Raw genomic sequence first — 13,388 nt, 5'->3', positions numbered from 1 at the left:
CATTACTTCCTTCGATCGCTTCAATGCAATTCAAATGCGGTAGAAGTGTTGAGACAAGATTCTCTGGGGTATATCCATCACGCGGATCAATTACTAACGTTGCTTTGATTCCAAGGTTAGCCACTTGTTTTAACGCATTGAAAAAGTATTCGTTTTTACCCCCATCTCTAATGCGTTTAATCTCAAGTTCCCGCAACTTCAATAAAACACTCGGAAGATCCCCATAACTTGTATCGGTGTAGCGTAAATGCGTACAAACACCGACAAAATCAGCGTAGGTTTTGATCGGGATTTGCGGGGTTTTCTTTGATTTTTTGGATTTTAGCATTTTCTAAAGGCGGTTTAGTCAATGAATTAAGTACTGAAGTTTTTCAAAGTTCGTTGATCGGTGATGATGGCGCGTAAAATCGCCAACACTTGGTTAAACTGCGCCACTGTAGGAGCTGCGGTAATATCAGCAGGAACAGTTCTTAACACTGTTCCTGAAGGTGCTGCCCATCCTGTACGCTTTCCAACACCTCCTGTAAAAAAGCCATCTGCGTCAATCCCTTGAACAATTGTTGGTGTACTGTTTCCAACTGTCGATCCTGCGTTAGGAGCAACAGGAGTAATCCCCCAAACTTGCAGCGGTGTTGTTGTTGCTGTCGATGCCCTATAAACGTTTAATTTAGCGGTTCCCGGTTGTGCTGCGTTAATTACAACATTACTATTTTGATCGCAGTACAAGGTGCAAGCTGTGTTACTAAAAGATAATTGTTCGTTGTACACCATACAACCGTATTGAGCAAGCGCAGGGTTAGGGTTCCAGACAGCAAGACTATAACTTAAAGTGTTATTATTTCTAAATCCGAAACCTCCGTTGCTATATCCACTTGCATCAACCCCTGTTTCAATGTTAACTCTACCTTTAGCTGCTGCCGTTGTAAACCTAGCAACTGTTTCCCCGTTTGTGTCGTTTGGTGTAGCGATAATCATTGTGCCATTATTTTGCACCTTGAATCGATCGACTCCCCCAGTTCTTCCTAGTAAATAAGGCGATTGAGATAACGGATTGCCTCCTACTGAATCCATTCGAATGATCGCTTGATGTTCCCAGAAATTCCCTTGGACAATCAAGCAAGGATCGTTTTTTCCTCCCCCAACACCCGAAACAGCATTCCCGGTTTCAAATGCGCCATTAATAACAAGCCCGTTGTACGATCGCCATGTTGTCCGCTCGTTTAAAATTGCTTGAATGCAATTAAACTGATCGGCAATAATTAATCGTGTTCCGTTTGTGTTTGGATTGAAATTCTTAAATCCGATTTCGCGAGGAGACGCCCCACTTGCACCTAACGCAGACACATGTAAATTTTTAGTTGTATCAACCCACGATTGATTTAAGAATTGGCTGACCATGATCTCAGCAATTCTTTCATAAGAATAATCGTTTGGGTGTAATCCATCGTGCCAAGGATTATCTGACTCTAGCATTGCAGAGTCAAGAAAAACCGGGATCAGTTTTAACGATCGATCGTTGTTTTTTAATGTTGTAATCGATGGTTCAAGCAATCCGGGCAATGTTCCCCAATATCGACTCTCTGGATAGCAATAAATAATTTGCTTAAATCCGTGAGCGATTGCACGATTAATAATTGATAGCAGTTTATCTCTAACTTGAACAGGCGTAGGACTTGCCCCACCATCTACAGCAACGTTTCCTGTATGCGGATTCTTATCATTTGTTCCTAGCAAAATTGCTAAAATATCGTGTTCTGTAATTGTGCCGATCGGATTGTCCGCAATAAGCAGATTTAACTGTGTGTCTCCCCCAGGAATTAGATTAGTCGGTCCCCAAGTCGGGGTGTACCAAGCGGGTGCGGGATTATGATCTCGCATCAACATCGCCCCTGATTGAGCATAGTTCGTTTTGATCCCACACCGTAATTTAGGATTAAACGCACGAGAAAAATGATCAAGATGATTCATTCCATTGCCATTGTTCGCCCGTCCATTAATGGCGTTGGTCTGGTTTGGAGTTCCCCAAAATGTAGAAAAACTATCCCCTAGCGCGTAGAGTGTCGGCTGAATGTTTTTAGAAAGATTTTTAACTTGATCGATTTTTAACATACTAAAGTTACTTTAGAATTTACCAAACCATTGCATAAACTTCGTCAGCAGGGGTTAACGTTGGATCTAAGTTATATCCAGCATTTTCAGCATTCCAACTAACCGCAGTACCAGACACACTAAAACTTGGTGTGTTACCTGTTGAAAACTCAGCTTTACCATTCACATAAAGAATGATTTTCCCGATCGCTGTAGGAGCAATATTTAATGCTGCAAGGGTGTTTAATGCCGTGATTGTCAATTGATACGGAGCGGGTAAGTTTGTCCCTCCACCTCCACCAACACTAGGGGCAACGGTTGTAAGATTCCCTTCCCCGTCAAAGCCGACACTATTCCCGGCAACGGGTGCAAGTGCAACGAATTGATCAAGCCTTGCCGATCCGGCAAGAGTAATCCCAGGGACAAACAAACGCCCACTAACATCAATCGTTGCTTTTGTTGCTCCATTGCTATCAAAACATCGGATAAACGGACCCGTTTGATACGGGGCGGTTCTGACTCCTAACGATGCAAACTCAGTCGGATTATTAAATGGTCTAGCGGTGTTGTGAGGAGCAATCAAAACACAAGTATCTTCTAGCGCTCCGTAGTTCTCAGGATTGACCTGTGAAGGATCGCCTCTTAATCCGCCTAGTTGTAATCCCCAATAACTAGAAATTTGACTCTGACCGTTTACAATCGGTTGAATTCTAAGATCAAAACCAAGCTGAAAATAATTCGATTTTAATCCCGCAAACTCTGCATTCTGATTGGTTGCCAACCCTTGAAGAAAACGTAAATTTCCCACATCTGCGATCGGCATTGCGGGATAAATACTGCGAAATGATCCTGTAAGTGTCATATAAAGTAACTTTAGATCACGTCAACAATACCGACAGATGAAACTACCATCCAAGATGTATTAGCCACAACACAAACTAAATGCAACGTTGCTGCAAATGAATTAGTGTTAGTAATTTCAGCGTCAATTTTCCCACTAACACCCGCTGTAGTATTGAGATCCAAAAAGCGGATTGTTTGACCTGCGTTTTGTGCTACGCTCCATCCACCCGTACCGTAGCCGTGAACAAAGATACTATCGCCAACTGCGGCTGTGGCGGGAAGTGTTAATGTGAGTCTTGTAGCCGCATTGGCGATGTATCGAGTGTTTACAGCCATTGCAGTGTTAGCTGTAACTACTTGTGTCGGAGTAATCGGGCTAGGAACACCAACCCAAGTACCGTCACCACGAAGAAAATTAGTAAAGTTTGGAGTTCCCGATCCCAGTCTAGCGGGCGCGATCGTTCCGGTTAGAACTTCGCTACCATCGATCGCGTTATCTGAAAGTAAAATCCAGTTCCCCGCAGTACTAGCGGGCGTTGCGATTAACTTAAACGTTCGTCCTGTAGACGTTTCAAACGCTTCATCACCTGGTTGAACTTGAGTAGATGTTAAGGCTAATCTTGCCGCTGAATCCGTAACTTGTACAAACTCAGTAGTGCGAATCGCAGGGATTAAACTAGGATCGATCGTTCCTGATCCTAAAACTTCGACTAGGTTCCCAGTCCCAAGACCCACTGTTCTAGTTGCCGCTCCTCCTAAACCAAGTAGAGCAATAACTTGAGCGCTTGTAAGTGCTTCAATGTTTCCCGATCCCGCTGTCGATCGTCCTAAGATCGTTGCAGTGTTGATGTTTTGAATTTTCGGAAATGTAACAGCATTCGTTGCAATTACAGGATTGGGGAACGATCCCGTTAAATCACCACCTGCGTTCCCTGAACTTGGTAAACCGGAAACGTAGGTATATCCGTTTGCTGTAGCATTTACTACTAAAGCTTGTCCTGATGCACCAATAGGAAGACGAGTTAATTTTAACGAACTGTTGACGAAAAATAAATCTCCTGGACTACTGCCAACTAAACGAACATCAATATCATCATGAAGTACTGCGTTTTGAGAATTCTGTAAAACCATTCGTGTGTCTTTCCTAGATTTCTAAAGTTACTTTAGACAACATTCACATAACCGATTAAATTCGTGCAATGCCAAACCGAATTTTTTAATTGAAATTCAATTCGATCGCCTGTGTTCATTGCTGTCACGCTTCCGGTTACGCCTAGTGTTGTTTGTTTGTTTCCAATTCTGATCCGATCGGCTGACGCCTGAGTGATTCGAAATAGCCCCGATCCTATGGCTACAACTGCAATTCTGCTGTATTCTTCTGCGTCTGGTAATTGCAATTGCAGCAGACTTAAAGAATCAATATAATGAATCGCGCCCGCTGTTAGAGTTCCGCTTTCAGTGATGTTTAGCGGGATGTATGTCGATCCCCCTGAAGAAGACACACTGATTATATTTTCGCCAACATTTACCACGATCGGATCGGTAAACAAATCGCTACTCATAGGCTATATCCCACACGCCCTTTAGTGGTGTAAAAATATCCCCATTTGATAGCAAAATTTGTAAATGAAATAAATATCTTCCGGGTTTAACTGTATCGGGAATCTTAAAGTTTAATCGAAGTTTGCCAAGTGCTGAATCAACCACAGACACACCGATCGGATGAACCACCAAACCATCATGGTACTTTTTAAGATATGCTGTTGGTGCTGTGTCTGTTAGCGGGAATGGTTGTGAATTCACTAAAATTTGCACAGGAATCTTATAATTCATTCCCCGCTGAATTGATCGAAAATTCACAAAGTCTAAGATCTCAACAGCAAACGACATAGATCCCTAAATAATTAGTAAATTTTAATCATAACAATCAACTATCTGCGGTTCAAGATTATAAATTTATGGCTATAAAATATTGGTGCGTTCTAAAGTAACTTTAGAGACTTGAAATAATTTAAGCCCTCAGTTAAACTTAAAGAAACTGAGGGCTTAAAATTTATGACTGCTAAAACTACAACTAGAGGCTTAACTATTTCTGAAGTGGCACGATCGGAACGGGGATCAGAATTCATCCTAGTTTGCGGGATCAATTCCTGGGAAGTCTTCAAAGCTACCGATGCAATTATCGGGAAACCACGCGAAATTGAAGTTGAATTGATCGGAGTGCTGTTTGGAACATTCACATTAAATCATCTCAACTATGGACCTCGAAAGAAATATCTAGTTTTTCGTAAATAAAAAAGTGGGTCTTTCCAATCTGGAGAGACCCACTTTTTATAAATTAGCTGTTGACAATTCTGAATCGTGTTGCTACAGTATAAGAGTCAAACAAATCAAGGTTTCTGAAATGTCTATCAAAACAGTTTTAGGTTCGTTAAAGCACTGGCAGAAAGTAGCGATCGTAGCAATTGGTACAGTGGCAGTTGGTTCAACCGTTGTAGTTCCTTCGATTAAAATTGCAGCAGCAGAGAACGGAAGTTCTACGGAAGCCGATCGATATTTTGCGAAAGTTGTTCGAAACATTGACAACCGTTCTAGTAAGCTTTATGCGATCGATAATATGAACCGCGAAGCATTGCTACAAAAAGCTAAAGACGGTTGCAACGCTTTTGACAATCCATTAGCTCTTGCGATGTTTGGAGGTGTTGAAGGAGTTACTAACATTGCAGCAACAAAATTACAAGGGCAATTAGGCGAACACGCAAAACCAATCGCAAAAGCGATGATTCAAACTTCGATCGCATCTGATTGTGACTCGTTCGAAACTGGCGAAGTTCAACCGCAGTCACAAATAATTCCTGAAACGACACCCGAACCTGTGGTAGAAACGATCGCTTATCGTCCAAAAGAGCAAGGTGGATACGAACCTGATGGAGGCACGATCGCAACTCTGCGTAAATTCCCTGGTAGTGTTGCGTTTAGAACAAAAAACGTTTTGATTTACGCTCCTCCGACAAACATTCGAAGCGCTCCATCAATGAAAGCATCGGTTCAAATGGTAATGCGCGGGAAAATCACAGGCATCACAAACGTAAGAAACGGCGATTGGTATTTTGTGTTAGGCAAAATGTACGGAGGTTGGATTCACAAATCACAACTCAAGTTCTAAAGTAACTTTAGTGGGTCTTTCCAATTCGGAGAGACCCACTTTTACTTGACAGTTTCGAAAACGTTAGTTACAGTAGAAGAGTCAAACAAATCAAAGGTTTCTGAAATGTTAATCCCATACAGCGAGTGGTTAGATGAAGCGCAACAAAACCTAGCGTTTAAGACAGCAGAATACGATCGTTATCATGATTTGTTGCATCGCCCGCAATCGGTACGCGATCGGGATTTCCACCTTAGCATGGTGCAAATTCTTGCCACTACGATCGCTCAGACTGTTGAACATATTCATTGGTTAGAAAGCGAAATAGCCGCAATCTAAAGTAACTTTAGTGGGTCTTTCCAATTCAGGAGAGACCCACTTTTTTGTTTGACAATCTCGGAAGCATCAAATACAATTAAATGAAAGTTCAACCAAAAGACATGAATAAATTACTGCTGTTAGATTTGGACGGAACGGTTAGAGAAACGATTAGTGGCAAAACGTTTATTAATGTTCCCGAAGATCAAAAATTAATTGCTGGCGTAGAATTGCGTTTAGAGCAAGCTGTTTTAGCGGATTGGAAAATCATCGGAATTACAAATCAAGGTGGAGTAGGAGCGGGTCATAAGACGTTAGAATCTGCAATCTTAGAACAACAAAAAACGATGCAACTAGCACCGCAAATTGATTTTATCTGTATGTGTCCTGACAATGGATATCAAATGAATGTGGTACGAAAAGATCGATCGGTTGAACACTATCGATCGATTCTGCAAATTTACCGAAAACCCGCACCCGGAATGCTAGACTATGCGATCGGTCATAGCAAAAACGGAGAAATTTTAATGATAGGCGATCGAGATGAAGATCGGTTTGCTGCATTAAATGCTAAGGTTGACTTTCTCAATGCTGACGTTTGGCATAATCGAGGATTAAACTAAAGTAACTTTAGTGGGTCTTTCCAGTCAGGAGAGACCCACTTTTTTTAACCGCGCTTACCGTAGAAACCTCTACCCTTTACTTTTGATTTGTTGCCAACCTTCCTGTCAATCCTGCCACGAACCCACTTACCTTTAGACGCTTGTTTCTTCTCAGTTGCGGTAAGCGATCGAACGGCGTAGACTACAGGATCTTTCGGGCGAGTAACCTTAGCACGTGCCGCTCTTGCCGAACTGGCTATAACTCCGGTAGTACGTTTTTGTCCCGTTGATTTTGATTTGAAGAAATATAATTTATTCATAGTACGTCTTTTGGTGCTAAAATATTTCCGTCACGATTTTGAATTTCGAAATGTAAATGATCTCCCGTCGATTGTCCTTTACTTCCACAAGTGCCGATCGTTTGCCCCTGAGACACACGTTGATTCTTTTGGACTGTCAAAGTATCCAGATGCATATACAGCGTTCTGTTGCCGTCTAGATGCTCGATTCTAACCATGTTGCCCGAACTGCGATAGTATCCGCTAAAGGTCACGATCCCGTCTTCTGCTGCTGCGATCGGATCGCCTTTGCGACAGGCGATGTCTGTTCCTCGATGAATCTGCGGATAGCCAAAAACGTTTCTAGGTCCAACAGGGGAAGTTATTTTTCCTTCGATCGGCATTTGATAGCCAACTTGCATTAATCCTACCAAAAATAAATTAATCATCAGAGACACACAAAAATAAAGTTTTAGTAAAGTTTAACTAAAGTTTGTGCGTCTTTTCAAGATATTACTTTTTGTGCTAAAGTAACTTTACGAAATCAACCCGTGATGCTTTAACTCTGCCACTAGCGCGAAAAGAATTCGAGTCTGATCATTGACTGCCTGAGCCAATAAATTATATTGAGCAGAGTTAAACGTTGAGACATTAGAGGCGTGATTAAACGTTGAGGGTGGAGATCTACGAAGGTCACTAGAACTTGTATAAAATTCCCATCCATTTCCGCTTGCGTTCGTCTGATTCCATCCTGTGCGTCTTGTTGAGACTACGCGAACATTGTCTACAAAGATCGATCCGGGTACGTTCAGAGACACACCAGAAATCGATCCTCCTGTGATGGCTACATTCGAGGGATCGTAAGGTGTAGGTGGAGGTGTAGGAGGAGAATTTTCATCTTCCCTGTCATCAATCGCTAAAGGAATCTCAGCCAACTTCCTCGAAAGTTGCTGCAAATCGATTTTGTTATTAAATCCATCTTCGATGTGAACTTCACCAGCATTGTTAAGAACAATTTTGGCGAAGTTTCCGTATTCACCGATCCGAAGTTCTAATTTCGATTCGTTGATTTTGATCTGTGTTTGACCCTGCGAAATTACTAATGTTCGTTCCCCTTGATCTGTCTCTATACTCAGGAAGTCATCTAGGAACTCTTTTAATTCCGCTTGACTTTCAGACGCTTTAATCGAATTTGCCAGTGCGTTAACGATGTTCATAAAGTAACTTTATTAAGACTATGTTAAAATGCTAGCAGAAATTACCTGAATGTTCTATGCCCGTTAAGTTAACACAAGAAGAATTTGTACAAAAAGCGATAAAGACCCACGGGGATCGCTTTGATTACAGTCAAGCTGTTTACATTAATCATGCAACTAAATTGACGATTGTTTGTAAGATTCATGGATCTTTTTGTCAAACTCCGAATAACCATCTCAGGGGTCATGGTTGCCCAACTTGTGGAGGAACCGAAAGACTCACGACTGAGCAGTTTATCGAACGCAGTCGGTTAAAGCATTCCGGTAAGTACGATTATTCAGCGACAAAATATAGACAATCAAATAAAAAAGTGCTTATCATTTGCCCCATTCATCAAAGGTTCTTTCAGCGTCCGTTAGCTCATTTAAACGGATCGGGTTGCCCTAAATGTGGTATGGAGAAAACACGATCGGCTAAAGTAACTTTGAAAGAATAATTGACGTTCATAAGTGTCATTGCTAGGATTAGGAGGTACAGAATTTTAGGGAAAGAGTGAGATGGAAGTTTGGAAAGATATACCAGGATATAAAGGTTATTATCAAGCATCAACGGAAGGTAGAATTAAAAATGTACTCACAGGAAATATTGTTAATGGGTACACAATGAAAACAGGATATCAACAAGTTATTTTACAAAAAATAAAATTTACTATACACACTTTAATTTTACTCACATTTATTAGAGAAAGAAATTACGGTGAGTGTTGTAACCATAAAAACGGAATAAAAACCGATAATCGACTAGATAATTTAGAATGGGTTACATACGCTGAAAATAATAAACATGCTTATGATACAGGCTTAAAAAAGGGTTCTAGAATGTCATCTGAAAAAGCTAGAGAGATAGGAAAATTAGCTAAAAGACCAGCATCAAAGATTTCTAAATTAACCGCGAATCAAAAAGCGGAAATCAAAAAGCTTTACGGAACCAAAGATCAAAAAGGTAAAAGGTATTCTGCAAGACGTTTAGGAAAAATATTCGGAATTGATCATAAATCTGTATTGCATCATGTTAAATTTAGTAGTTCCATCTAATTCGACCTTGCCGAGTGTCCAGATGTACGAACCCTCTAGCCGCTCCGTATCCTAATGCTTTATCATTCCAATTTTCATCCACAAATGATTGAAATTCGGTGAGGCTCTTTTTTCCGTCTGTGTTATAAATATCAGCAGCACTACCCTGGATATGCATCGACCCGATCGCGCCACCAACACTTGCATTGATAGACGGGCTTCTATACCACGAAGTTACACCAAACAAACCCGGTTTTGGATCGACTTTAACGAATGCCGCCCACTTCTCAAGTAACGCATCCATATGGAAAGCTAAAACTTTAGCGTTTGTCTTTTTCTGATCGGTTTCTGGTATCCTTGCCGATTCACCTTTCGTTACATCTCTCACGACAAAATATTTCGAGACCTTATCATCAGGCGCATTCCAATTCACAGATATTTGACTAACATTCGTGACAGACGAACTAGTACCTGTAGATTTATCGGGTGTGTCTTTTTTCTTTTCTTCAACGTTAACGGGTATGACCAGATCTAAAGTCACTTTAGTTGTCCCGTTCCAAGCTTTATTAATCGCCTTCAAAACATACTCACGATTAAAAGCTGAGTTGTCAGGAAGCCCGATGATCGATCCCTTGGGAATATCGATAATTGTTCCTGGCAACATCGAAAGAATTTGTTCATTGATAGAAGACACACTGAGCTGAGTCGCATAGCCTTCTCCGATCGTTTTGCCGTCAATTAGACTATCGATTTTAGGTAAAGTTTTAATAACTCTTTCTGCGGTAGCTTCATCACTAGAAGTAAATGCACAGCCCCATTCGATCGCTACTCGTGCTTTTGGTGCGTCTTTGGGCTTGACAAGTTTTAACTTTGGTGGCGAATCTTTTGTTTCTTCAACATTAAATCCTGACGCTTTTGCCAGTCGAACCAACATCGCGTAATCGCTTTCGCCATTTTGAGGAACTTTGCTCTTAATTGAGTTTACAGCGGGTTCATTAGGGATAACGGTATCTACTCCGTATTTAGTTCCGATACGCTCTACAAGCTGTCTTAGGCTGATATTAGGATACGTTTGTCTGTTAGTCTCTGTGTTAACTGAGATTAAGAATCTTACGCCTTTTCCTGTAATGATTGTTTTCGGAGGTCTACCACTGCTCATCTTGTGGGAGACATACCAGAATAGAGAAGTTATTTTAAGATTACGAAATGTAAATTCGATTGCAATTTCGATCGCGCCTTTTGGGATCGGCGTCTTTCCTTCGATCGCAGTTTTCGCGATGTCTGCGCCTTTTGCTGTATCTGTGTTGGGAACTAATCCCGCAGGTCCAAACGTTTCTTTTTTAACGCTCTCAGGCTTAGAAGGATCAAGCATGAGTTGTGGGATGCGTGAGAGCCATTTTTTACAAGTTTCAGCGTAAAAATCCGCTTTGTCTAATGAGTTAACAATTTTTCTCGCGTTTCTGAAGTCGTAAGCCATATCTTTTATTTGAAGTAAAGTAACTTTAGAAAATCTTGTGCTAGATTTGAATCATCAATCTCAATTATTCTGAGGTACTAAGATGATTCAATCTGGTGATGTTTTCGGCAAGTTGACAGCAATTCGATTTGTTGAAATGAAACCACATGCAAAATGGGAGTTTAATTGCGGACATTGCCAAAGTAACTTTATTACTTTTTTGAATTCGGTCAAAAGAGGACATACAAAAAGTTGCGGGTGTTTAGTGCGTTCGCAGAATGGGTTATCACAGACGAAAGAGTTTAAAATCTGGGACATGATGAAACGTCGTTGTAACGATCCAAAAAATAAATCATTTAATGATTACGGAGGACGAGGGATCAAAGTTTGCGATAGCTGGCTAGAAAGTTTTGAAATCTTTCTAAAAGATATGGGGGAAGCACCAACAAAAGAACATTCACTTGATCGCATAAACGTTAATGGTGATTATTGTCCTGAAAATTGTAAATGGTCTACACGAACTGAGCAAAATCGAAACAGACGCGATAGCATTTATTTAACGCTGAATGGAAAAACCGAACATATCGCACAGTGGGCATTTGAACTTGGAATCGATTATTTTACGTTAATGGGGCGTTATAAAAAAGGATGGAGTCACGAAGACATTTTAACAAAACCTTTGCGTGAAATTAAATACACAAAAAACTCAGTAGTGGAATACAACGGGGAAACAAAAACGATTGAAGAGTGGGCAAAATTAAAGGGCGTTAACACAAGAATTATTCTTAGAAGATTGTCAGAAAACGGATGGAGCGTAGAGAAAGCAATTGAAACTAAAATCGACAAATCTAACCCTGCTTATCTACCGCAAACTGAAATCAAACCAATTACTTACAACGGAGAGACAAAAACTTGGCAACAATGGGCGGATGCGTGTAATATTCCCCGAAGAATCTTTAGAAGACGATTGCTAGAACAAAAATGGAATCCCGCTGTAGCAATTGAAACACCGTATAAAAAGCGAGGTTAATCACCAAAATCTTTTAGCCGCCACGAAGTAAATAGCCCTTTGACCATACCGATGCACATCGCAGGTATAGCCCACTCTAGTTTTTTAAGGTCATCTGGGTTATTTACAAAATCGTGGTTTAATTCCTTTGACATCTTTTCAAAATTCTCTCGCCACGTAATTTGCACGAGACCTTTTCCGTGCGCAGACTTCCCATTAGGTAAAAAATCATACTTACCTTCTCCACCAATTTCTTCTAAATGCTCACCATCATTTGATTCGATCGTCATAGTACCCAAAATTGCAGCAATATGATTATTACTTAATGGTGGAGTCATAGCACGGCAATAGTTAATCACTTGCCTTGCCAAATCGTCACCCTTTAATCCTTCCTTAACCTCATATTTTCCCGATACTCCACTAGATTTTTGTTCGTCTTTTTCCTTTTCGAATAAATCTTCGGGAACTTCGATCCCTCCTGCCAAAATCGATCGCTCTCTCAACATCGAAGCAAGTTTCAGATCAGGATCGAAAATCGCGATCGAACATGCGTTAACCCGTTCGCCTATTCCTTCTGAGGTTGTAACTTCATATATATCTTTACCAGATTCAAACGTCAGTGTTTTCTTTTTACCTAAAGTCACTTTAGGTTCTGGTGTGTCTTTCTTGACCTCTTGACCTTTCTTTTTGGCTTCCTCTTCAGCTTTCTTATCCGCTTCGGGATTATTCGATAGAACTACATCAGGCTTTTCGTAAACTAACTCGTTATACGTTAAAGTAACTTTAATTCCAAGATTCATTAGACTTCGCGATAGATTTTAAGTTGAGTGTTGACATCTCCAAAAACTCGCGCAGAAGTCGATCCCCATACTGCAACGTTTGGCAAAATTACAGCGTTAGGGTTTAGGAATACAGTTGCTTCACACGCTTGTGTGTTTCGATAGTTCTGAACGACTGTTGTAATTTCTTGAAACGTTGTGTCTTCACTGATCCCGACTTCCGATCCCCCTGCGATAATACTCGCTTTACTTCTAGGGCTAGCGGCATTATCAGCAGAGATTAACGTTTTGAAAATAATCGTGTAGTTCTTCGCTTCTTTAATCGTTGTAACGCCTGTAGCAGGGTTAAAAATTGAATCTTTATTTAACTGCGCTATCCATCCGTTTAAGGTGATTGCGTTACCATTTCCGATGAAGTTTTGCTGAGTTGATTTAGTAGCTAGTACCATCAATTCAGACTTAGATATTCGATCAAGCGTTGCTTTAATTCCTGTGTTCTCTGTAACTAGTTGATTAACAACTGTTACGATCGCATTTAAATCTGCTGCAAACGCTTCTCTACCATCTTGAAAAGACACATTTAATTTATCAGCCATACAT

At 40.7% G+C, this 13,388-nt stretch carries 19 protein-coding genes; 7 read left to right on the top strand and 12 right to left on the bottom strand.

The features are described 5' to 3' along the window. From ACRC32_RS22025 to ACRC32_RS22000, 6 genes are all read right to left on the bottom strand, one after another. Positions 1-328 (bottom strand): hypothetical protein (locus ACRC32_RS22025; RefSeq protein ID WP_438555980.1); only part of this gene is annotated, 328 nt, incomplete at its 3' end. A gap of 26 nt (positions 329-354) precedes the next feature. After that, positions 355-2,109 carry an SGNH/GDSL hydrolase family protein gene (locus tag ACRC32_RS22020; RefSeq protein ID WP_438555979.1) on the bottom strand — a complete coding sequence of 585 codons (1,755 nt, stop codon included), beginning with the start codon at positions 2,107-2,109 and terminating at the stop codon, positions 355-357. Positions 2,110-2,128: 19 nt separating this feature from the next. Further along, positions 2,129-2,950, bottom strand: coding sequence for a hypothetical protein (locus tag ACRC32_RS22015; protein WP_438555978.1), 822 nt, complete (start codon positions 2,948-2,950; stop codon positions 2,129-2,131). A gap of 11 nt (positions 2,951-2,961) precedes the next feature. Beyond that, a complete protein-coding gene (locus ACRC32_RS22010; protein WP_438555977.1) occupies positions 2,962-4,062 on the bottom strand; it encodes a hypothetical protein in 1,101 nt (366 codons plus the stop codon). Between the two features lie 32 nt (positions 4,063-4,094). After that, complete coding sequence (locus ACRC32_RS22005; protein ID WP_438555976.1) at positions 4,095-4,493, bottom strand: hypothetical protein; 399 nt, start codon at positions 4,491-4,493, stop codon at positions 4,095-4,097. Further along, positions 4,486-4,764, bottom strand: a complete 279-nt coding sequence (locus ACRC32_RS22000; RefSeq protein WP_438555975.1) for a hypothetical protein — start codon at positions 4,762-4,764, stop codon at positions 4,486-4,488. The genes ACRC32_RS22005 and ACRC32_RS22000 overlap by 8 nt, the downstream gene beginning before the upstream one ends. A 222-nt stretch (positions 4,765-4,986) precedes the next feature. Between ACRC32_RS22000 and ACRC32_RS21995 the strand changes: the two genes are divergently transcribed. The 4 genes from ACRC32_RS21995 (at position 4,987) to ACRC32_RS21980 (ending at position 7,017) form a co-directional block, all read left to right on the top strand. Beyond that, a complete protein-coding gene (locus ACRC32_RS21995) occupies positions 4,987-5,226 on the top strand; it encodes a hypothetical protein (RefSeq protein WP_438555974.1) in 240 nt (79 codons plus the stop codon). A gap of 109 nt (positions 5,227-5,335) precedes the next feature. Further along, a complete protein-coding gene (locus tag ACRC32_RS21990) occupies positions 5,336-6,097 on the top strand; it encodes a hypothetical protein (RefSeq protein WP_438555973.1) in 762 nt (253 codons plus the stop codon). 105 nt (positions 6,098-6,202) lie between these two features. Next, positions 6,203-6,415 (top strand): hypothetical protein, encoded by a 213-nt coding sequence (locus ACRC32_RS21985; protein ID WP_438555972.1) that lies wholly within the window; start codon positions 6,203-6,205, stop codon positions 6,413-6,415. A gap of 80 nt (positions 6,416-6,495) precedes the next feature. Further along, positions 6,496-7,017 (top strand): HAD hydrolase-like protein, encoded by a 522-nt coding sequence (locus tag ACRC32_RS21980; RefSeq protein WP_438555971.1) that lies wholly within the window; start codon positions 6,496-6,498, stop codon positions 7,015-7,017. Positions 7,018-7,061: 44 nt separating this feature from the next. Here the strand turns inward: ACRC32_RS21980 and ACRC32_RS21975 are convergent, their stop codons facing one another. The 3 genes from ACRC32_RS21975 to ACRC32_RS21965 all read right to left on the bottom strand — a co-directional run bounded on the left by ACRC32_RS21975 (position 7,062) and on the right by ACRC32_RS21965 (position 8,491). Then, on the bottom strand, positions 7,062-7,316 hold the full coding sequence (locus ACRC32_RS21975) for a hypothetical protein (RefSeq protein ID WP_438555970.1): 255 nt from the start codon (positions 7,314-7,316) through the stop codon (positions 7,062-7,064). After that, positions 7,313-7,723 (bottom strand): M23 family metallopeptidase, encoded by a 411-nt coding sequence (locus ACRC32_RS21970; RefSeq protein WP_438555969.1) that lies wholly within the window; start codon positions 7,721-7,723, stop codon positions 7,313-7,315. Before ACRC32_RS21970 ends, ACRC32_RS21975 begins: the two co-directional genes overlap by 4 nt. An 87-nt stretch (positions 7,724-7,810) precedes the next feature. Next, positions 7,811-8,491, bottom strand: coding sequence for a hypothetical protein (locus ACRC32_RS21965; RefSeq protein ID WP_438555968.1), 681 nt, complete (start codon positions 8,489-8,491; stop codon positions 7,811-7,813). Between the two features lie 56 nt (positions 8,492-8,547). On the opposite strand from ACRC32_RS21965, the gene ACRC32_RS21960 reads away from it, so the two are divergent. Then, entirely contained in the window at positions 8,548-8,967 is a 420-nt protein-coding gene (locus ACRC32_RS21960; RefSeq protein ID WP_438555967.1) for a hypothetical protein, read from the top strand. A gap of 61 nt (positions 8,968-9,028) precedes the next feature. Further along, the gene (locus ACRC32_RS21955; RefSeq protein ID WP_438555966.1) at positions 9,029-9,565 is read left to right on the top strand and encodes an NUMOD4 domain-containing protein; all 537 of its coding nucleotides are present in this window, start codon (positions 9,029-9,031) and stop codon (positions 9,563-9,565) included. Here ACRC32_RS21955 and ACRC32_RS21950 read toward each other — a convergent pair. Continuing rightward, positions 9,549-11,021, bottom strand: coding sequence for a D-Ala-D-Ala carboxypeptidase family metallohydrolase (locus ACRC32_RS21950; protein WP_438555965.1), 1,473 nt, complete (start codon positions 11,019-11,021; stop codon positions 9,549-9,551). The two genes, ACRC32_RS21955 and ACRC32_RS21950, sit on opposite strands and share 17 nt — an antisense overlap. A gap of 82 nt (positions 11,022-11,103) precedes the next feature. On the opposite strand from ACRC32_RS21950, the gene ACRC32_RS21945 reads away from it, so the two are divergent. Next, positions 11,104-12,030 carry a hypothetical protein gene (locus tag ACRC32_RS21945; protein ID WP_438555964.1) on the top strand — a complete coding sequence of 309 codons (927 nt, stop codon included), beginning with the start codon at positions 11,104-11,106 and terminating at the stop codon, positions 12,028-12,030. Here ACRC32_RS21945 and ACRC32_RS21940 read toward each other — a convergent pair. Together ACRC32_RS21940 and ACRC32_RS21935 are read right to left on the bottom strand one after the other, a co-directional pair. Next, positions 12,027-12,809 (bottom strand): hypothetical protein, encoded by a 783-nt coding sequence (locus tag ACRC32_RS21940; RefSeq protein ID WP_438555963.1) that lies wholly within the window; start codon positions 12,807-12,809, stop codon positions 12,027-12,029. The two genes, ACRC32_RS21945 and ACRC32_RS21940, sit on opposite strands and share 4 nt — an antisense overlap. Then, positions 12,809-13,384 carry a hypothetical protein gene (locus ACRC32_RS21935; RefSeq protein WP_438555962.1) on the bottom strand — a complete coding sequence of 192 codons (576 nt, stop codon included), beginning with the start codon at positions 13,382-13,384 and terminating at the stop codon, positions 12,809-12,811. Before ACRC32_RS21935 ends, ACRC32_RS21940 begins: the two co-directional genes overlap by 1 nt. Between the last annotated feature and the right edge of the window lie 4 nt (positions 13,385-13,388).

It is taken from the genome of Chroococcidiopsis sp. (genome assembly GCF_051657925.1).
Taxonomy (GTDB): domain Bacteria; phylum Cyanobacteriota; class Cyanobacteriia; order Cyanobacteriales; family Chroococcidiopsidaceae; genus Chroococcidiopsis.
The sequence above is the reverse complement of the archived record's forward strand: the minus strand, read 5'-3'. Positions and strand labels throughout refer to the sequence as shown.